At 45.0% G+C, this 21,597-nt stretch carries 15 protein-coding genes; 7 read left to right on the top strand and 8 right to left on the bottom strand.

Annotated elements, in window-relative coordinates; genetic code table 11:
• Window positions 1-240: 240 nt before the first annotated feature.
• Together FTT87_RS02905 and FTT87_RS02900 are read right to left on the bottom strand one after the other, a co-directional pair.
• Window positions 241-1,956: a cation acetate symporter gene (locus FTT87_RS02905; protein ID WP_180174320.1), complete on the bottom strand. Its 1,716-nt coding sequence runs from the start codon at window positions 1,954-1,956 to the stop codon at window positions 241-243.
• 4 nt (window positions 1,957-1,960) lie between these two features.
• Window positions 1,961-2,290, bottom strand: coding sequence for a DUF485 domain-containing protein (locus FTT87_RS02900; protein ID WP_131274170.1), 330 nt, complete (start codon window positions 2,288-2,290; stop codon window positions 1,961-1,963).
• A gap of 182 nt (window positions 2,291-2,472) precedes the next feature.
• On the opposite strand from FTT87_RS02900, the gene FTT87_RS02895 reads away from it, so the two are divergent.
• Both FTT87_RS02895 and FTT87_RS02890 read left to right on the top strand, forming a co-directional pair.
• The gene (locus FTT87_RS02895) at window positions 2,473-5,964 is read left to right on the top strand and encodes a PAS domain-containing hybrid sensor histidine kinase/response regulator (RefSeq protein ID WP_180174319.1); all 3,492 of its coding nucleotides are present in this window, start codon (window positions 2,473-2,475) and stop codon (window positions 5,962-5,964) included.
• A 425-nt stretch (window positions 5,965-6,389) separates the two neighbouring features.
• Window positions 6,390-7,157, top strand: coding sequence for a hypothetical protein (locus FTT87_RS02890; protein WP_180174318.1), 768 nt, complete (start codon window positions 6,390-6,392; stop codon window positions 7,155-7,157).
• 95 nt (window positions 7,158-7,252) lie between these two features.
• Here the strand turns inward: FTT87_RS02890 and FTT87_RS02885 are convergent, their stop codons facing one another.
• Entirely contained in the window at window positions 7,253-7,903 is a 651-nt protein-coding gene (locus FTT87_RS02885) for a response regulator transcription factor (RefSeq protein WP_086196617.1), read from the bottom strand.
• 376 nt (window positions 7,904-8,279) lie between these two features.
• Here FTT87_RS02885 and msuE point away from each other — a divergent pair, with 376 nt between their 5' ends.
• The 3 genes from msuE to FTT87_RS02870 all read left to right on the top strand — a co-directional run bounded on the left by msuE (window position 8,280) and on the right by FTT87_RS02870 (window position 11,803).
• Complete coding sequence (gene msuE / locus FTT87_RS02880) at window positions 8,280-9,014, top strand: FMN reductase (protein WP_180174317.1); 735 nt, start codon at window positions 8,280-8,282, stop codon at window positions 9,012-9,014.
• 35 nt (window positions 9,015-9,049) lie between these two features.
• Entirely contained in the window at window positions 9,050-10,156 is a 1,107-nt protein-coding gene (sfnG, locus tag FTT87_RS02875) for a dimethylsulfone monooxygenase SfnG (protein ID WP_086196512.1), read from the top strand.
• A 231-nt stretch (window positions 10,157-10,387) separates the two neighbouring features.
• On the top strand, window positions 10,388-11,803 hold the full coding sequence (locus FTT87_RS02870; RefSeq protein ID WP_180174316.1) for a sorbosone dehydrogenase family protein: 1,416 nt from the start codon (window positions 10,388-10,390) through the stop codon (window positions 11,801-11,803).
• 1,176 nt (window positions 11,804-12,979) lie between these two features.
• Here the strand turns inward: FTT87_RS02870 and FTT87_RS02865 are convergent.
• Window positions 12,980-14,161, bottom strand: a complete 1,182-nt coding sequence (locus FTT87_RS02865; RefSeq protein ID WP_180041908.1) for an acyl-CoA dehydrogenase family protein — start codon at window positions 14,159-14,161, stop codon at window positions 12,980-12,982.
• Window positions 14,162-14,291: 130 nt separating this feature from the next.
• Entirely contained in the window at window positions 14,292-16,235 is a 1,944-nt protein-coding gene (gene acs / locus FTT87_RS02860) for an acetate--CoA ligase (RefSeq protein WP_180041905.1), read from the bottom strand.
• A gap of 296 nt (window positions 16,236-16,531) precedes the next feature.
• Here acs and FTT87_RS02855 point away from each other — a divergent pair, with 296 nt between their 5' ends.
• Window positions 16,532-17,113 (top strand): DUF805 domain-containing protein, encoded by a 582-nt coding sequence (locus FTT87_RS02855; RefSeq protein WP_180041903.1) that lies wholly within the window; start codon window positions 16,532-16,534, stop codon window positions 17,111-17,113.
• 110 nt (window positions 17,114-17,223) lie between these two features.
• Window positions 17,224-18,201 carry a mechanosensitive ion channel family protein gene (locus tag FTT87_RS02850; protein ID WP_180041901.1) on the top strand — a complete coding sequence of 326 codons (978 nt, stop codon included), beginning with the start codon at window positions 17,224-17,226 and terminating at the stop codon, window positions 18,199-18,201.
• Here FTT87_RS02850 and FTT87_RS02845 read toward each other — a convergent pair.
• From FTT87_RS02845 to FTT87_RS02835, 3 genes are all read right to left on the bottom strand, one after another.
• Complete coding sequence (locus FTT87_RS02845; protein WP_180041899.1) at window positions 18,184-18,897, bottom strand: 16S rRNA (uracil(1498)-N(3))-methyltransferase; 714 nt, start codon at window positions 18,895-18,897, stop codon at window positions 18,184-18,186. The two genes, FTT87_RS02850 and FTT87_RS02845, sit on opposite strands and share 18 nt — an antisense overlap.
• 203 nt (window positions 18,898-19,100) lie before the next feature.
• Window positions 19,101-20,381 (bottom strand): 3-deoxy-D-manno-octulosonic acid transferase, encoded by a 1,281-nt coding sequence (locus FTT87_RS02840; RefSeq protein WP_180041897.1) that lies wholly within the window; start codon window positions 20,379-20,381, stop codon window positions 19,101-19,103.
• Between the two features lie 110 nt (window positions 20,382-20,491).
• Entirely contained in the window at window positions 20,492-21,568 is a 1,077-nt protein-coding gene (locus tag FTT87_RS02835) for an alkene reductase (protein WP_180041895.1), read from the bottom strand.
• Window positions 21,569-21,597: the final 29 nt, after the last annotated feature.

Raw genomic sequence — 21,597 nt, 5'->3', positions numbered from 1 at the left:
TTTTTTATGTTTCTTTTAATCAACTTAGCATGAATGCTTGAAGCTGCAAGTGAAACATTTGTAGAAAAATGATAAAAGTCGCCCTCTTCTTTGCCAGATTTATGTTTGATAAAAGAGAGACTCATCCATGCTAACAATAGGATTGAGAACCGAAGCCCAGCCTTGCAATCACGTTGTGTTCCATTTGCTAAAGTCATAAAAAAAGCCCCTGAATGGGGCTTTTTTTAAAGTAACTGTATCTTAGTGATCTGATGCACCAGAGATACCAATACCTGTTTGTGAACGTACATACTGTGCATCGAAAGCTTTACGTTCTGCATGCGCACGTGCCGAACTGTCAGTCACAGAGAATAACCAGCAGCATAGGAACGATAATGGCATTGCAAAGATTGCTGGACCATTGAATGGGTTGATTGGTGTCTCAGAAACACCCAAAGTATCTACCCAAACCGCTTTAGACAGTACAATTAGAGTTACTGCAGCAACAAGACCTGCAACACCGCCAGCTACTGCACCACGAGTGGTCAAGCCTTTCCAGAACATTGACAGTACCAGTACCGGGAAGTTCGCACATGCAGCAACCGAGAATGCGAGACCTACCATGAAGGCAACGTTTTGTTTCTCGAACAGGATACCTAAAATCATCGCAAAGATCGCAAGACCTAGAGTTGCAATTTTAGACATACGTAGTTCAGATTCAGGTGTAGTTTGGCCTTTCTTGAATACGTTTGCATACAAGTCGTGTGAAATTGCTGAAGCACCAGACAATGTCAAACCAGCGACCACCGCAAGAATCGTTGCGAATGCTACTGCTGAAATGAAGCCCATGAACAAGTCACCGCCAACAGCATCAGCCAAGTGAACCGCAGCCATGTTGTTACCACCAACAAGTTCTAGCTTGCCAGTTACAGCCATTTTCGCCACATCAATGAATTGCGGGTTGTTTGATACGTAAAGGATCGCACCGAAACCAATGATGAAAGTTAAAAGATAGAAGTAACCGATGAAACCTGTAGCCACAACCACTGATTTACGTGCTTCTTTAGCATCTTTTACGGTAAAGAAACGCATCAGGATATGTGGAAGACCAGCAGTACCAAACATCAATGCCAGACCCAAAGAAATCGCATCAATCGGGTTCGCTGCCAGTTTACCTGGGCCCATGATATTGCCTGCTTCTGCAAGGCTGATTTCATGTACTTTAGAGAATACCTGAATCGATTGTTCAAACATGTTGGTGAAGCTGAAGCCCACGCCTTTCATTACCATGAAAGCCATGAAAGTTGCACCTGAAAGTAACATCACCGCTTTGATGATCTGTACCCAAGTGGTTGCCAGCATACCACCGAAGATTACGTAAGCCATCATCAAAAGGCCCACAATCACCACAGCAATGTTGTAGTTCAGACCGAACAGTAATTTGATCAGCTGACCTGCACCTACCATCTGAGCAATCAGATAAAAGGCAACAACAACCAAAGAGCTAAGAGCTGCCAGAGTACGTACCGGTTTTTCTTCCAGACGAAATGAAACCACGTCAGACAAGTTGAATTTACCCAGGTTACGTAAACGCTCTGCAACCAGGAACAATACGATTGGCCAACCCACCATGAAGCCGAGTGAGTAAAGCAAACCGTCAAAGCCTGAGCTGAATACCATTGCGGAAATACCCAGGAACGATGCTGCTGACATATAGTCACCGGCAATCGCCAGACCATTCTGGAAACCTGAGATACCACCACCCGCAGTATAGAAATCTGCAGTACTGGTGGTTTGTCTTGCTGCCCATTTGGTAATCAGCAAGGTGAAGCCCACGAAAATCGCGAACATAATAATCGCATGCCAGTTGGTTGCTTGCTGTTCAGCTGCACCCAAATCAGGACCTGCCATTGCCATACCTGACATCAGTAGCGTAGAAGCAGCGAGTGCTTGCGCTTTCAATGAATTCCATTTCATCTGATTACTGTCCTTTCTCATTCGCAATTGCTTCAACTTCTCGCATCGCTTCTTCATTTAATGCATCCAGTTTATTGTTTGCAATATACGAATAAACACCACATAAAATGAAAGACAATACAATAATGCTCAAGCCGAGTGGCATACCTATAGTGGTAACGCCGCCGCTAACCGAACTCATTAAGAATTCTTTGTTATAACCAACTAAAAGCATAAAGCCTACATACACAATCAACATGATGATTGTTAATGTCCAACTTAATCTGCTTTTTCTGCTGACCATTTCTTTAAATTTGGGATTCTGTAGAATACGTTCTACATGTGCCTCATCCATAATCATGCTCCTGTGTGCACCCAGCCATAGGTGATTTTTTTAATTCGAATTATTTCGTTATCTAACTTAACAATCTTATTAGGTTCTTGTAATTACTACTTTGGTGTTAAATTTTGATCAATTAAAGCGGCAAGATTACTAGATAGGTTATTATTACGACATAAATTTATGCTGTAGGCAATATGAATAGTTGGCTCATTATCGGCGTGCTCGCCCTTTATATCGCGTTACTCTTTATCTGTGCATTTTTTGGTGAAAAACACGCCAGTCGCCTAAGTACCCGCGGTCGCATGTTTCTCTTTAGTCTAACCTTAGGGGTATATTGCTCATCCTGGACATTTTACGGTGCAACCGGGGCTGCGGTGCGTGAAGGCATTATCTTCCTGCCCATTTACCTTGGGCCCCTGATTTTTGTCGGTGTGGGTTATGATATCTGGCGCCGTTTGGGACGTGTGCGGCAGCATCATGCCATTTCTTCCATTGCAGATTTTGTGGCTGCACGTTATGGCAAAAGCGGCCCTCTGGCATCCCTGGTCACCATTCTGGCAGTCATCGCAATTATTCCCTATTTAGCCTTGCAGCTCAGAGCCATCGCCTTGAGTGCTGCTGTAGTGTTGCAACAGAATACCGGCATACAAAGCACCACCAATAGTGTGCTGTTTTTGACTGGAATTTTAGCCATTCTGGCCATGCTGTTCGGTACCCGACAAATTGCCAATACCGAACAGCATGGCGGTTTAATGCTGGCCGTGGCATTTGAGTCTTTTGTCAAACTGTTTGCCCTGCTGTGTGTGGCCCTGTTCTTTGTCTTTGATGCCCCCGAAAACCTGGGGCAAATTTCCACGGATGTCGCAGAAACCTTTAAACAGGTTCAGCTGTTTGGTGTTCCCGAAACGTTCTGGGTGCAAACCTTACTCGCAGCCTTGGCGATTATCTGCTTACCACGACAGTTCCATGTCGCGGTGGTTGAACTGCGGGATGAAAAACATATTCGCGGTGCACGTCGCTGGTTTGCCACTTATCTGATTCTGACCACACTGGCGATTATTCCAATTGCCAGCTGGGCCTTGCATGCTGCACCGCATTTTCTTGCAATTCCTGATGTCGCTGTACTGTCCTTGCCGCTCAGTTATGATCAGGAGTGGTTGACACTTTTGGCCTTCCTGGGCGGTTTTTCTGCTTCTACGGGAATGCTGCTGGTCTCTTCAGTCGCCTTGTCGATTATGCTCAGTAATGACCTGATTATGCCTGCCTTGTGGCGTACCGGCATACTTTCGCGTCATGACAAACGTCTGCCTCTGGTGCTGAAATTTACCCGCCGGGTGTGTATTTTAGCCGTCATGTTACTGGGTTTCCTGTTTTTCCATTTCTTTAATGACATCGACCAGCTTTCAGTATTTGGCTTGCTGGCCTTCAGTGCCGTGGCCCAATTTGCTCCAGCCTTGATTGGTGGTCTGTATTGGCGTGGTGGTAGTAAACAGGGCGTATATGCAGGTCTAATTGCCGGTTTTGTCATGTGGGCCTATACCTTGCTGTTGCCTACCGTACTGCGCAGCCTGCCTGCTGAATACAGCCATTTTAGCCAGCAGTTCTTGCTTGCAGGGCCTTTAGGCATGGACTGGTTACGCCCCGAAGCACTGTTTGGTTTTCAGTCTTTTGCTCCCCTCACCCATGGCGTGACCTGGGCATTGGGTCTGAATATCGTGCTGTATGTGTGGGTGTCACGAATTTTCCGTCCCAGTATTGCCGAGCAAATTCAGGCGGAAAGTTTCTTCTATTATGAAACCAAACCTTTGCCGACCCACAATGCCTCAAGTGAAATCAATTACTCTCACCAGGATGTTGCCCGCCTGAAAGTAGGTGATTTAATTACCTTGGCCAAAAGGATTACCGGTGAAGGACCGGCCACTCATGCCTTTCAGCAGTTCTGTGCTCAAAACAACGTAATCCTGAATGAAAACAGCAATGCCAATGGCATGTGGTGGCGTTTTACCGAACAGTATCTGGCCGGAACCATTGGTGCTGCTTCGGCGCGTACCCTACTCACCACAGCCATGGTGAATAATGGTCTGGCACTCGGTCAGGTCGCCAATATTCTGGATCAGGCCTCACAATGGCAACGCTTTAACCAGAACCTGATCATGACCATGATTGACCATATGACCCAGGGGGTCAGCGTGGTCGATGAAAATATGTGTCTGGTGGCCTGGAACAATCAATACCTTAAACTTTTTGATTATCCTAAAGATATTGTCTATGTCGGCTGTCCGATTGCCGACCTGATCCGTTATAACGCCGAGCGCGGTGAATGCGGGCCGGGTTCGGTCGAAGAACACGTGCGCAAACGGATTCACTGGATGGCCATGGGCAGCGCGCATGAATTTGAACGGATCCGTAAAGATGGCCGCGTCATCCAGATGCGAGGTAATCCCATTGAAGGCGGCGGCTTCGTCACCACCTTTGCCGATATTACCGCTTTCCGTGAAAATGAGGCCGTACTTGAAGCGCGGGTACAAGACCGCACCCAACAGCTGGCCGATGCACTTTCCGAGCAGCAACTCGCCCGTGAACAGGCTGACCGTGCCAACATGTCCAAGAGCCGTTTCATTGCAGCAGCCAGTCACGACCTGTTGCAGCCAATGCATGCAGCACGTCTGTTCAGTACCGCTTTAGAACAAAGCGTACAGTCGGATGAAGACCGTAAAACCCTGCAACAGCTGGACCGTGCCTTGCATGGTGCGGAAAGCATGCTGTCTGCCCTGCTGGACATTGCCCGTCTCGAAGGCGGTACCATCCAGCCGAAACGTCAGTCTTATCCCTTGCATGACCTGTTAAGTGATCTGGAACTGCAATTTAAATCTATTGCCGCACAACGTGGCATTAAATTCAGCGTGCATGATGCACAGTTCTGGATCGACACCGATCCACAGTGGATTCGCCGGATTATTCAAAACTTTGTCAGCAATGCCCTGCGCTATACCGCTAAAGGCAAGGTTGTAGTTGGTGTACTTCGCTCTAGCGAAAAACCACGCCATATCCGGATTGGGGTTTGGGATACCGGCCCCGGGATTGCCGAAGAACAGCGCATTAAACTATTTCAGGAATTTGAACGCTGTGGCCATACTTCGCCTTGGGGCGAGCAAGGACTGGGACTGGGACTGGCGATTGTGCAGCGTATGACCAGCCTGCTGGACTATCCGGTACATGTCTATTCTGAATATGGCAAGGGCTCTTGTTTTATGATTGAAGTGCCAATCGTGGATGCGCCTAAAGTCGTGGCAGCACCAGTACAGGCCACCCCGCTGAAAAGCAAGGCCTACAAGATTCTATGCCTGGACAATGATGAAACCATTCTGGAAGGGATGACGACCTTACTGACCAAATGGGGTTATCAGGTCTTTAAAGCCACTGAACCGGAACAGGCCCTAGAGCTGATCCAGCAAGAAAACATTCAGGTCTGGCTGGTCGATCAGCACCTGAACAACAATAAAATTGGTCTGGATTTCATTTTGGCCAACCGTCAGGAACAGGTTCCTGTGGCACTGATTACCGCAGATTCCGATCCTGAACTGCCACAGCATTTGAAAGAGCTGAATATTGTGCTGCTGAAAAAACCGTTAAAACCAGCATCGCTGCGTTCCTGGTTATCGGGCTTAAAAATTTCCGGTTCTTAAGCGTTTTATTCAGAAATCACTACAGATCAAACGCCCATTTCATGTATGTGAAATGGGTGTTTTCATTACATAAAAACACCCTCTATTAACCTCACTGGCAATTTATTTTTCATTTTAGGCAAAACTGCTCAATTTCTTTATTTTGGCTGCCGCTTTATTGACCAAAAAATTCAATGTCATATTTCCTATGGCAAAGATGACCAAAATTTAAATATACATTTGTATAATTAGTTACAATTTTTCAAGTTGTTATTATTAAAAATATTTTTACAGTAAAAATCCATTATATAACTTTAGTCGTATTTCGTTTGCAGTCAGCCAAGCTCATATATGAGAGTAATAAATGGTCAGTTTAATCTGTCTATCAGACTGCCTCAAAACACGGCCCACGAAACTGATCATCATAGAAAATACAGGAGTTTAAGATGAACATTTCTGAAGCCGGAAGTTATGGCATAGATCAATCGCAACAATTTTATCGTCAATATGGGGCCAATGCCCTGTTACCCGAAATTCAATGGACCGAACTATTTAAACCCAGCCACTTAAAGGACACTCATATTCAAGCCCTGAATACCTTGTATCAAAGTGCTGTCCCGCTTACCTTACAGGTCTTCGATGAGTTGAATTTTGATGTCTTTAGCCCGGCAGCCTATAAACCGCAAGGTCTGGGGCTATTTGATCGCCTCGCTGAACAGGAAGACAAGCTGATTCAGTCTTTAGCAGCCGAAGCTAGAGACTTGACAGATACAGTACGTCACCAGATTTGGAGCATGCTATTGCGTGGTGGTGCGGTGCTGGTGTTTAAGGCATGGCTTGGAAAAGTCAAAACCGATCAGAATCTGCTCGATACCACCCAGTTTGATGAACTCTCTGATCTGCTGTTTATTAAAACCCCACCCCTGGAATTGGCAAAGCATTTAGGAATCAATCCCCATGCCAATGAAGATCATATTTTCCTGCTGTATGGCAGTGATGTCTATTTAGACCGCTTTAATAGTCTGGAAACCGCAGCGCTTTTTGTCGATTTGGGCGTTTATGATGCCGCATTTTTAAGTTTACGCGATGATAGTGTGGCTGAATATCTGAAAGAGAAAGCCTACGTCTCCCAAGAGCAAATTGATGATCTGCAATGTGCACTGAATCCTTTATTTTGCACAGACAGTACTCCCAGAAAAAGCTGCGTCGCCTAATGTAAAGCGCTAAATGCTTTAACATTCAAAGGCATTGTTCACAAAAAAAGGCACTTGATCAAGTGCCTTTTTCGTTGAATGCTATATTCCGCAGATTACATTTTCTTTTCTTCAATATTCAGGGCACTGATGGCCAATACTGCCTGAGTACGGTTTTGCACATTCAGTTTGCGGAAAATGGCAGTAACATGGGCCTTGATGGTCGCTTCAGAAACATCCAGCTCATAAGCAATCTGTTTATTCAGCAAACCTTCCGCGACCATCATCAATACACGGAATTGTTGCGGTGTAAGTGACTGAATACGTTCTGCAAGTGCAGTTTCATCCGCTGCACGCGGGTCAAAATTCATGTTGGCCGGTAAATTTGGCGGCAACCAGATTTCTCCTTCCAGTACCTGACGGATCGCTTCACCAATATGGCTTGGATGTGCAGATTTTGGAATATAACCCATTGCACCATGGGCTATGGCACGTTGAATAATTGACACTTCTTCATGTGCAGACACCACAATAATCGGAATGGACGGGTATTGTGCACGAACATGCACCAAAGCCGAAAAGCCCGAAGCTCCCGGCAAATTGAGATCCAGTAAAACCAAATCTGGTTCCGGCCCATTATCTAAGCGTTCATAAAACTCATTTACTGCAGCTGTTTCCTGAATTTGCGCTTGCGGCAAGCTGTAACGAACGGCTTGAATCAAGGCATGACGAAACAGTGGATGATCATCAACGATTAAAATATTCATAAGCAGCATGAAAGATCTTGTGCACATTAAGAGCTATTCTAACCACACTAGTGCTATTAAGGATATGCAATGAATAACTTTTTTCATCTGATATGAGATTATTTTCTCAAAAATCCCCTTTTTTCAAGGTTTTTCGCAAAATCATCAAACCTAATCATATTTTGATATAAATTTTATCGGCCAATTTAAAATACTTATCAGTAAGCAATATAAATATATAAATCAACGTACTAAATCATATAAAAGCACATTTTGGTGACTTTTTCCTTTATATCTCAAAATCAGATAACTTTTCTTGATTTGCTTATTTTACAGAATATGCCTGCTGTTGATTAATAAAGCTATTCCGATATTTTATATTTTAGGTTATCCCCAAATGTCTATTTTAAATGCGCAAAAACCGTTGAATATTGTTGCTGTATCAGGCGGCTTAAACAATCCTTCTAAAACCGAGGCACTGGTACAAGCCATTATTGATGAACTCGGTGAAGCAACCCCCATTCATGTTCACTTTATCAAATTTAGTGAAATCGGTTCTTTACTGGGCGGTGCCATTTACCGTAACCAGTTGCCACAACGTGTACAGGATGATCTGGCCGCAGTTGAAGCGGCTGATGCCCTGATTGTGGGTACACCGGTTTACCGTGCCTCATTCACTGGACTTTTCAAGCACTTCTTTGACTTTGTAGAACAGACGGCATTGGTCGATGTACCGGTATTGCTGGCAGCTTCAGGGGGTAGCGAGCGTCATGCCTTGGTGCTTGAACATCAGTTGCGTCCATTGTTCAGCTTTTTCCAGGCACAAACCTTACCGATTGGTGTTTATGCAACAGACCGTGACTTTACCCCTGAATATACCATTCACAGTGAACTGCTGCGTGACCGCATTACCCTCGCAGTAGCACGTGCATTGCCAATTCTTGAATGGGCTCCTGCCAAAGGCCAGCGTGCTGAAGTGATCAAAGAGAAATCTCAGCTAGCCAACCAGAACCTGGGTATCAACAAGCAAATTGAACAAGAAGAAGTCCTTCCTTCTGCTGCAGTGCCAAGCCTGGATGCTGCCGAAGCGCGCCTGCACAGCAAAAAAGCACCAAAGTCACAAGTCGCTTAAGAGCGCTAAAAAATTACATCCTGAGGGTAGACAGAATGTCAGTACAAGATAAAAACATTACATTTGCTTATTGGGTGCCAAACGTCAGTGGTGGTTTGGTGGTCAGCGATATTGAACAGCGTACGGACTGGAGTTATGACTATAACGTCCGTCTGGCTCAAGCTGCGGAAAAAAGCGGCTTTGACTATGCCTTAACCCAAATCCGTTTTACTGCCGGTTATAACGCAGAAAACCAGCATGAATCGGTTAGCTTCAGCCATGGCATCCTGGCCAAAACTGAAAAACTCAAAGTGATCGCTGCAATTTTGCCAGGTCCATGGAAGCCTGCGCTTGCTGCAAAGCAATTGGCGACCATTGACCACCTGACCAATGGGCGTATTGCCATTAACGTGGTCAGTGGCTGGTTCCGCGGTGAATTTGATGCCATTGGCGAAGAATGGCCTGAACATGACCAGCGTTATGCACGTTCAGAAGAATTTATCCGTAGTCTTAAAGGTATCTGGACGCAGGATCATTTCAGTTTTGATGGCCAATACTATCAATTCAAAGATTACACCCTCAGTCCAAAACCGCTACAAAAACCGCATATTGAAATCTTTCAGGGCGGTAGCTCACGTGCAGCACGAGATATGGCTTCGCGTGTATCGGACTGGTACTTTACCAATGGCAATACACCGGAAGAGCTGAAAAAGCAGATCGACGATATCCGTGAAAAAGCCAAAGCCAATAACCATGCCGTGAAAATTGGGGTTAATGCTTTCATTATTGCCCGTGATACTGAACAAGAAGCCCAAGCTGTTCTTCAGGAAATTGTGGCCAAAGCCAATGTCCAGGCAGTGAAATCTTTTGGAGATGCCACCCGTGAAGCGGGTGCTGCAACAGCAGAGGGTGAAGGTAACTGGGCAAAATCGACCTTTGAAGATTTGGTGCAGTACAACGATGGCTTTAAAACCAATTTGGTTGGCACGCCGCAGCAAATTGCAGAACGTATTGTTGAACTGAAAGCAGTCGGTGTGGACTTGATCCTGTCTGGTTTCTTGCATTTTATTGAAGAAGTGGAATATTTCGGACAAAAAGTATTGCCATTGGTTCGTGAACTGGAAGCGCAACAGCTATCCGTTGTGACCGCCAAGTCCGCTTAAGCTGAATGATTAAGCGACAGTTGATGAACTAAAAAACAAGAATCAAAGGCATCTCCAATCTTCCCTCAAGACTCGGCTTGAGGGATTTTTTTGCTTATGCAGCAGAGCTGCCTTCGCTCAAACCGAACGCAATAACCAATCGGCAACCAGAAAAAACAAGAACAGCATGGTGACTGCCGCAACAAAATTTTAAAGTAAGGCAATAGCGGCAAAAATAAGCTGGAAATAAAGATGTCTGCTCAATTCTTACTGCCCCTTGTGGGTGCTGCCATTGTACTGGCATTAAGCGGATGTGCGTCGCCATCCAGGTCTCCAATTTCAGACAGTTATGGTCCATACCCTCATCTGCCTGAACCCCAATCCAGTCTGTTTCCTACAGTGAATATCGCACCGGCCAAAGGCTGGCCTGCCGATACCATGCCCACTCCTGCTGCGGGTTTGAAAGTTCAGGCCTTTGCCAAAGAACTGCAACATCCGCGCTGGCTGTATGTATTGCCAAATGGCGATGTGCTGGTGGCTGAAACCGATGCACCGCTCAAGCCTGATGACAGCAAGGGCATTAGAGGCAAAATCATGAAGCTGATGATGAAACGTGCCGGATCATCGCATCAGAGTGCCAACCGTATTAGCCTGCTGCGTGATCGTAATGGCGATGGTGTGGCTGATCAAAAAACCATATTTCTACAAAATCTGAACTCTCCGTTTGGCATGGCGCTGGTCGGCAATACGCTTTACGTAGCCAATACGGATGCCTTAATACGCTTTCCTTATCAAAAAGGTGCAACTCAAATTACCGCAAGCGGCAGCAAAGTACTGGATTTACCCGGTGGCCCGCTCAATCATCATTGGACCAAAAACGTCATTGCCAATTCTGCGGGCAGCAAACTCTATATTACCGTAGGTTCAAACAGTAACGTGGCGGAAAATGGCTTCGATAAAGAAGTCGGGCGTGCCTTGATTATGGAATTTGATATTGCCAGTGGCAAAGCACGGCCATTTGCCACAGGGCTGCGCAATCCCAATGGTATGGACTGGCAACCACAGAGTGGCATGTTATGGACGGTCGTGAATGAGCGCGATGAAATTGGCAATGATCTGGTGCCCGATTACCTGACCTCAGTCAAGGATGGTGCTTTTTATGGCTGGCCCTATAGTTATTATGGCCAACATGTAGACACGCGGGTCAAACCTCAAAATCCTGAGCTGGTCGCACGTGCGATTAAACCTGATTATGCTCTGGGTAACCATACGGCTTCCTTAGGCCTGACATTTTATACGGCTCAATTAATGCCGCAATATCGCAGTGGTGCGCTGATTGGTCAACATGGCTCATGGAACCGTAAACCGCATAGCGGCTATAAGGTTATTTTTGTGCCCTTTCAAAATGGCCAACCTTCAGGTCAGCCGCAAGATGTATTAAGCGGTTTTTTAAATGATCAAGGTGAGGCACTTGGACGGCCTGTTGGGGTAGCAGTTGATCGTTCGGGGGCAATATTGGTCGCTGATGATGTGGGCAATATAATTTGGCGCGTATCGCCTATCGGGACAATGATGGATAACCGGCCAGTCAATAAAACGATTAGCCCTGCTTCTGCGAGTCAACAGCCTGTGAGTTCACCACCTACCGTAGAACAGGCAGCAAAGTAATTGTGGCTGAATAAAATGATATAAAAAAAGCCCGACATCCTGTCGGGCTTTTTCGTATGGGGTAGTTAAGCATGACTCCTGTCTTGCTTCACAATCCTGGTGTATGAACGTTTTATTGTTGTTTTATGTTCCGGAACATCCTGTTCCTGTATGAATTCATCATAGGAAAAAAACTCGGCTGCGCCCATCCGCAAAATCCTTAAATTGATGTGCGCCAAAGCGTACAAAAACGGACATTTTTTCATCCATAAAATATGGGCATTCTTTTTGTCCCGGAAGAATTAATAACCCACCAAAAATTATAAAATTGAATTTTTATTGATCAACTTTATTGACAGAACATTACAGATGCGGCTAAAAAACACACGAGTTGTTAAAACGTGTGTTTTTTGATCTCTTGGGTTTGGGATTTATGGATTTATGGATTTATGGATTTATGGATTTATGGATTTATGGATTTAAGTGTTTGACAAACAATAATATTTTAAAAATCGTTTCGTATAACGACCATTATGTTAGATATAGCTAAACTGATTTTGCATGTTACGAAGAATATCTTTAATAAAGTTAATTATATCAATATCTTATAATTATAAGAATGTATCATAAAAATTAATTTAGCTATAGAGGTCATTTGGAAAAGCTATCTAATAATTAAAATGAAGAACATTCCTGTAAAAATGGTTCCAATTATGAAATATATCAAAGGCACAAAATATCTTTGATACCAATGTGGGCTTTTCCCTTCACTGTCTATAAGACATCTTTCATTCCAAGTTGGTATAAGAAATATTAAAGCACAAGATATGAAAACAACTATTTTATTAAAACTAGATAAATCATTAATATAGTTTAAACCACTGTGTCTTTGAGCGAGCAGAAAGAACATAATTATTGGATAGAGTAGGAATCCAAGTAAGAGCCCCAACCACGTTAATGCATTATTACTCACAAAAAAACTCACTAAATTTTAGTTTTTCTAAAATTAACATAATACACCTTATACGAAATTGAAATTTATTTTTTATAAATCAATAATTTAAGTAAAATTAAAAAAGCCTAATCTTCACAAATTAGGCTTTTTTAAGTGATTTTTCACGTTCCACGCTCTTAATTCATTTTTTAAATCTAGAAGTAAAAAGGCTCCATTTCGTAAAATGGCATTTTCTTATTTCATTATGAATAAAAACTCGGATCAGGAACTTTAGCCGTTAACACCCACTCCCCAATTTCCTGATATTTATAATCCACCGGGTCATGCAAAGTTTGGGTACGCACATTACGCCAGAAACGATCTAGATTTAATTGGGCTGTGGTGGCACGTGCACCCATCACCTGAAAAATATTTTGTGTGATATACAACGAGGTATTGGTCGCCGCAATTTTGGCAGTCGCAATTGCAATAGACACTTCACCGCGCTGTTCAGCAGTGAGGTCATTGCCTAGATCCCATGCCGTCTGTAAGCTCTGAACCGCTTTAGCTGCCAGTAAACGTACCCCTTCCAGCTGCACATAAAACTCGGCAAAGTGTTTTTGCGTAAACGGGTCATTCACGGCATTTTCAGCCAAAGATTTGGACCAGGCTTTTTGGCTCTGTACGGTTTGTCTGGCAGTTGCAAAAGCCCCTTCTGCTACGCCTAAAAACAGGTGCACAAAAATCAGTTGCGCAATCAGCGGACGTAGGCTCGAATACGGCGTACTCAGGGGTCCCGGATTGAGCAATAACTCATCTTTTTGGATTTTGACCTGCTCAAAATGACTGGTACCGCTGTCAGTCTGGCGTTGTCCCATATTGTTCCAGTCACCTAAGAAGCTCACCCCTTCTCGGGCTGTCGGAATCACACCTATCAGCAATTTACCTTCATCATTATAAGCTGAGCATAGCAAGATGTCAGAATCGATCGAACCTGAACAGAAGCTTTTGTCACCATGAAATAGATATTCATTTTCAGACACTTGGGTTGCAATCGTTCGTCGGTCTAATGGATTTAAAGTATTGCCCCAAAACAGGTTTTCTTGTGCGGTTTGCTCAAACCATTTGCCATACTGTTCAGGCTGTGAAAACAGTTGCACCGTCGCAATCAGTAAATGATGAAAACCATAAACATGTGCCAGTGAACTATCGACCTGGGCAATGACCTGAATAGTCTGAAATACCGTTTTCCAGCCTGCACCCTGTCCGCCATATTGGGTTGGAATGGCAAGTCCCAGCAAACCACTTTGACGGATTAAATCACGCTCCTGTTTTGGGTTACCGCCCTGTTTATCACGTTCCGCAGCCGTGGTTGCAAACTGTTCCGCCAGTTGTTGAGCGATGTGTAATGGATTTGACGTTAAAAGCGGGGATGAAACATTCATAATATGATCTGATTATTGCTATATTTTTAGCTTAGCAGATGATGTTTTGCTGCTTTATCTGAATGCCTGCTGTGCTTATACATAAAATAAAAATACCGCCTCATTTTCAGGCGGTATTTTTATAAATGACTTATTTATCGGGATAGACCGTTGCAATCAGATTGTCCACCACCTGTGGGTCGGCCAGGGTTGAAGTATCTCCTAAAGTGTCCAGTTCATTGGCGGCAATTTTTCTTAATATACGGCGCATGATTTTACCGGAACGGGTTTTCGGTAAAGCTGGTGCCCAATACAAGGCATCCGGTGTAGCTACGGGTCCCAAAACCTTACGCACCCAGTTGATCAGTTCATTACGCAGCTCTTCGGATTCCTCAAAATTTGCCTGTAAGGTGACGAATGCACAAATACCCTGACCTTTAATATCATGCGGCATACCGACCACCGCCGCTTCAGCCACATGTTCATGTGCCACCAAAGCACTTTCCACTTCTGCCGTACCCAAACGGTGGCCAGAAACATTCAGTACGTCATCGACGCGTCCGGTAATCCAGTAATAGCCATCCTTGTCACGGCGGGCACCATCTCCAGTGAAATACGTCCCCGGATAAGTCGAGAAATAGGCTTCGATAAAACGTTCAGGATCACCCCAAATGGTACGCATCTGACCCGGCCAGGAATCCTTGATGATCAGGTTGCCTTCGGCTTCACCTTGAAGTTCCTTGCCTTCAGCATCAACGATGGCGGGTTGTATGCCGAACAAGGGTCGGGTTGCAGAACCCGGTTTTAAATCGGTTGCACCCGGCAAAGGTGAAATCAGGATTCCGCCAGTCTCGGTTTGCCACCAGGTATCGACAATTGGACAACGGCTTTCACCGACCACGGTGTAATACCAGTTCCAGGCTTCCGGGTTAATCGGCTCACCCACCGAACCGATCAGACGCAAGCTGCTGCGGTCACTTTCCCGAACAAAGGCATCGCCTTCGCGCATCATGGCACGAATCGCCGTGGGTGCCGTATAGAGAATGGAAACATTGTGCTTGTCGACAATATGACCGGTACGCGCCCAGGTCGGGTATTGCGGCACGCCTTCAAACATCACCGTGGTGGTGCCATTGGAAAGCGGGCCATAGATCACATAGGAATGTCCGGTAATCCAGCCCACGTCTGCAGTACACCAGAACACATCATCCTGCTTGATATCGAACACTTCTCGGAAAGTGGAATTCACATAAGTCAGATAGCCACCGGTCGTATGCAACACCCCTTTCGGCTTGCCGGTCGAACCCGAGGTATACAGAATGAATAACGGATCTTCGGCATTCATCGGTTCAGGCGGACAGATTTCATTCACCGACATGATTTCCATGTGATACCACAGATCACGCCCGGGCTGCATTTCAATCGGGTTGCCGGTACGGTGTACCACAATCACATGTTCAACCGATTCAGTTCCGGCAATTTTCAAGGCTTCATCTACGTTGGCTTTGAGCAGAATCGGCTTGCCGCCGCGCATGCCGGAATCGGCAGTAATCACCATTTTGGCCTGGCTGTCCTCAATCCGGCTGGCCAGTGAATCGGGAGAAAAACCGCCAAACACCACACAATGCACCGCGCCAATCCGGGCGCAGGCCAGCATCGCAATCGCGGCTTCCGAAACCATCGGCATATACAGCACCACCCGGTCGCCTTTTTTAATCCCGTTCTTTTTCAGCACATTGGCAAAGCGGCAGGTTTCATCATAAAGTTCGTTAAAGGAAATAATCTTGTGACGGGACGGGTGATCGCCTTCCCAGATAATGGCCGGTTTATACGGATGTTCCTTGAGATGACGGTCCAGACAGTTGGCACTGAGGTTCAGCTGCCCATCAGCGAACCATTCAATCTTAAAATTGTCCTTGTCGAAACTGGTATTTTTGACCTGGGTAAAAGGTTTGATCCAGTCCAGCTTGTTGGCCTGTTCAGCCCAATATTCATCAGGCTGCGTGATGGATTTCTGATAACGCTCGAAATATTCAGACTCATTGGTGCGAGCGGTTTTTTTAAATTCTTCTGGTACAGGATAGATCTCATTCATTGTTTACTTCCTTGATCTTATTCATCTCATCACGAGATGCTATGCCGCGTTGTTATTGCTTTATTTATTGACTGCATATCTACAGTATGACGATTATTTTTCAACCGCTTCAATCATGCTTTGGTCGTAGTTTATTTATACAATTTAAAACACATACCCCTTATCGTATTCAACAAAAAATATGGTTTTATTCGTATCTGATCTGTTTATTTAATCTTATAATTTAAGCAGAAGATAGTGTTCTAACTTTGTAGAATTCATCATTTTCTTATTTTTATTTTAACCGGAAAAAGCGTATGAAACCGCAAGATGCCTCCCCATTTTTTTCCCGATCCCAACAGGCCAAGGCAGATAATCCGCTTTCTCCGGAAGGTCGTTTCGGTCGTCTGAGTTCAATTGGCTGGTATGGGTTTGTGCATCTGATTGCTTTCTTTGCCACCCTTGCCTTCAGTCTGGCACTGGGCATTTTTAATATGCATACCTTGTCCATGGACAATCAGTTCGTCAATACCCTGACAGGAATCGCCGGACTGGGTTTTGTGGTCATTCTGGTGCTTTATCTATATTTTCTGATCGTGATTACGGTACGCCGCCTGCATGACCTGAACCGTAGCGGCTGGCTGATCCTGCTGTTTTTACTGCCACTGGTGAATATTTTTATGGGGCTGTATTTGCTGTTGGGTGCCGGGACCAAAGGCATCAACACCTATGGATTGCCGCGTGAAACGCCGGTCTGGGAAAAAATATTGGCCTGGTTGATGATCATCATCACGGTACTGAGTTTCTTGGCTTCAGGCAGCATGGTGTCTTATATGTTCGGTACCGGCGAACTGGAAGTACCGCCACAGGTCATTCAAAAAGGTACACAATATTTCTAAAGTTGACTGACAATTTTTGACAAAACGGCAGTGAATACGATGTACGGTTGGTTAAATTTTTGTTCAGTTTCAGGCAAAATGTCCGGCAATGATCATCATCCGGAAAACTTGTGGCTGAAAAACAAAACGCCTTAAATGAGGTAACTCAGGACACCTCTCAACTTTTGCAAGAAGCAACAGAAAAGACAGCGCAAACTGTCATTGAACATACAGCAAAATACAATGATGCCTATTCCACCATCGACAAATTTGTTGATGCCTTTTGGGAACGCCTGCCTTATTTATGTATCGCGTTGGTGGTCTTCAGCATTTTCTGGTTGCTGTCAAAACTGTTTAAGCTCTTTGTCCGTAAAGCACTCACTGACCGTAGTTACACCAAACAAAACCTGGTACTGGTGCTAAACCGTGTCGGCAGCTCAGCCATCATCTTTATCGGATTTTTAATTGCCATGGTCATTGCCATTCCAGGTTTTACCCCGGGTCAGCTGATGAGTGCTCTGGGGATTGGTTCTGTTGCCATCGGTTTCGCGTTCAAGGACATTTTCCAGAACCTGCTCTCTGGCATCTTAATCCTGCTGGGTGAACCGTTCAAAATTGGCGATGACATTATTGTTTCGGGCATGGAAGGAACGGTTGAGGATATCCAGATTCGTGCAACCTACTTACGTTCTCCCGATGGCCGCCGCATCGTGATTCCCAATGCGACAGTATATACCAGTGCCGTGACTGTAAACACGGCCTATCAACGGCGTCGTTGTGAATTTGTGGTGGGGATTGGTTATGAAGATGATGTACAAAAAGCCAAGAGCATTATCTTAAGCATTTTAGATAAAGACCCGACCATTTTGAGCCAGCCTGGATTTGCAGTAAACGTCAATGCACTTGCAGACTTCTCGATTAACCTGAATGTACGTTGGTGGGTCGATACTACAGAAACCACCACTGCAGGTTCAATCAGCGAAGTTCAGGAACGCGTGATTAAAGCCTTTGCTGAACATGAAATTTCGATTCCTTATCCGGTACAGGAAGTCAAAATCTATCGTGGCAATGACACGACAGAACTCGCTGAATCAGCACGTGCTAAATAAGCGGCCCAATACGTAAGGAATTACCGTTTCGGTCCGAATAATACGGTTGCCCAGGCTGACTGCCTTGCAGCCGTTTTTTATGAGTAAATCAATTTCATAAGGGATAAAACCTCCCTCTGGGCCAATTACGATGGTACAGGGATGATCAATGGCAACAGGCATGGGTTGCTCTACATAAGGATGGGCCACATAAGCAGGACATTCTGCCGTAATTAAACCGGGCAGCACATCTTCAACAAAAGGTTTAAGGCGTTTATGGATTTCAATTTGCGGTGCAACCGTATCCCCCGCCTGTTCCAGACCCAGTGTGACATAATGATCCAGCTGCTGTAGAAATGGGGTTTGCCAATAGCTTTTATCCACCCGATAGCTATGCAGCAAAATCATTTTTTCCACCCCTAACGTCACGCTATCCATAATCAGGCGGCGCAGCACTTTCGGACGTGGCATGGCGACAATTAAAGTTACTGGCAACTTGGCTGGAACAACTTCTTCTTTGAGCGGTTTTAATTTTATAGCGTGTTCGGTCACTTCTACAATTTCGGTGAGATAGCGTTTCCCCTCACGAATACCCACCTTGAGCGTATCACCTACAGTAATCTCTAGATGTTGCTGTAGATGCTCTAACTGACGTTTGCTGGTAATGGACCAGTATTCAGATTCAGTTTGGCGTGGGTCAAGGAGGACAATATTCATAATCTTCTGCTAAAGAATCATTCAACATATTAGGATACGCGGAAGGCGACAGGGATGTCGCCCGCTGATCTGTACAGCATGGATGCTGTATCAGATCAGCAAAGGATTTTTGCTACTTTTGATCCCTCAAAAGTAGAGATTACCTACGAATCAACATTTAAACTTTTCTGTCAAAATGAGGCCGTATGGTGCATTTGAAATATTTAAATATACTGATCAATCACCGCAATATGTTTGGCTAAAGAACCCTTGTTCTGCAACATAATTTTCTGCGCATGCTGGTTCAGCTGGTCTGCGGTCACGCGATCATTTAACAATTCAATTAAAACCTGCGCGGCCTGCTCTGCATCTTCCACGATTTTCACACCGTTTACAGCAACAAATTCATCGACAATGCTCTGGAAGTTAAAATAATTTTTACCCAAAACCGTCGCTACATTTAAGGCAATCGGCTCCAGAATATTATGCCCGCCACCCGGTTCATTCAGCGAGCCGCCGACAAAGCAGGCTTGGCTAAGTGCATACCACAGCCACATTTCCCCCATCGAATCGGCTAAATAAACTTGGGTATCTAACTGAATAGCTTCCCCTGCACTGCGACGACTGGTTTTTAGATTCAGATTTTGTGCAAGCTGAAACACTTCATCAAAGCGTTCCGGATGACGGGGCACCACAATGACCAGCAGTTCTGGATGTTGTGCCAGATAAGGCTTGAAAGCCGTTAACAGTTTTTGTTCCTCAGGCGCATGAGTACTGGCAAGGGTGATTATTTTCCGTGCCGATAAATTCCAGTCCTGCTGCAATTGCTGTGCCTGTTGAATAAAGCTTTGTGGCGCATGAATATCAAATTTAATGCTGCCCAATACCTGACTTTTATTTACTGCCATACCTAAATTACGGTAACGATCTAAAGTCGCCTGATCTTGAGCCAGCAAACGTTCCAAACCCTTCAACATGCCTTGAGTCAGTCCTTGAACCTTGGCATAGCCTTTGGCCGATTTTTCCGAAAGCCGGGCATTCATCAGTAAACATGGCACTTTAAATTGCTGTGCCTGATCGATTAAATTCGGCCAGATTTCAGTTTCCACCAAAACCAAGAGCTTCGGCTGATATTTTTGATAAAATGCATGAACTAATTTTTTCTGATCGGCAGGCAAATACACGGCCTGAAACAAATGTTCATAAGGTGCTTTTAGAAATAGTGACTTGGCCCGAGCCTGACCCGTCTTGGTGGTATTGGTGACCAGTACCGGATGGCCGAGTTTGAGATAATGTTCAATTAAAGGCTGGGCTGCGTTGGTTTCTCCAACCGACACCACATGAAACCAGAAAGCATGCAGGTTTTTCGGCTGTTGAAATGGACCAAAGCGCTCAAGACATTCTTGTTGCAATTGCTCCGTAGTCAGCGCACGTTTTTTAATCTGCCATTTATACAATGGCTTAATTAGAGTAAGTGCCGCGTTGTACCAAAAAGGAGTAGCCAAACAAGTTGCCTCAAATCATGTTCAATCGGCAAAATATAACAGAGCAGCCTTCACATGTTAATGAATTCTGCTCTGTGACCTCATTTATTCTGTTTTATGGAAGTAGCTGCTTAACTTTCAGCAAGCTGTTTATTCAGGAATGGATAGTCAATATAGCCTTCTGCCACATCGGTTCCAATCATGTTTTCCAGTTTCAATTCATTTAGTGGTTCATCTTCCACCAAACGCTCAAACAGGTCTGGATTGGCAATATAAGCCTTACCAAAAGACACTGCTTCCGCTTTACCTGATGCCAGCAGCTCAAGCGCATCTTCACGGCTTAAACGCATATTGGCAATATACGGCACACCGTTAGAACGTGCTTTCATGTCCAGACTGATGCTGTCATCGGCCAGATATTCACGGGTAAAGAAAAAGGCAATTTGACGTTTACCCAATTCTTGCATGACATAACCAAAGGTTTCTTTAGGATTGGCATCCCCCATATCATGCTCATCGCCACGCGGTGCCAGATGTACACCGACACGACCTGCGCCCCACACTTCAATCAGTACATCCACCACTTCTAATAAGAAGCGGGCACGGTTTTCAGCAGAACCACCGTAAATATCTTCACGTTGATTGGTTTTGCTTTGTAAAAATTGGTCAATCAGATAACCGTTGGCGGCATGCAGTTCCACCCCATCAAAACCAGCAGCTTTGGCACGAATGGCCGCCTGTTTGTATTGTTCGGTAATGGCATGGATTTCCGAGATTTCCAGGGCACGTGGCACCACATATTCACGTTTTGGACGCAGCAGGCTGACATAGCCAGCTTGCTTCACATTACTGGCTGAAACTGGTGTTTCACCTTTTAACAGGTCAGGATGGGAGACACGTCCCACATGCCACAACTGTGCTACGATCAAACCACCTTTACCATGCACTGCATTGGTAACCAGTTTCCAGCCTTCTACCTGCTCATCAGTAAACAGACCCGGGGTTTTTTCATAACCGTTGGCTTCTTCTGAAATCACTGTCGCTTCGGAGATGATTAAACCTGCGCTAGCACGCTGTGCATAGTATTCCGCCATCATGGCCGTTGGAACACGGTCTGCGGTAGCACGGCTACGTGTCAGTGGTGCCATCACCACACGGTTTTTAAGTTTGAGTTCACCAAATTGAATTGGGGTAGAAAAATCTGTCATCAAGCCATCCTCTTACAGCTGGCCTAGAC

This window comes from Acinetobacter sp. YH01022 (assembly GCF_013420235.1).
Classification (GTDB): Bacteria; Pseudomonadota; Gammaproteobacteria; order Pseudomonadales; family Moraxellaceae; genus Acinetobacter.
This window is presented reverse-complemented; position numbering and strand designations above follow the sequence as displayed.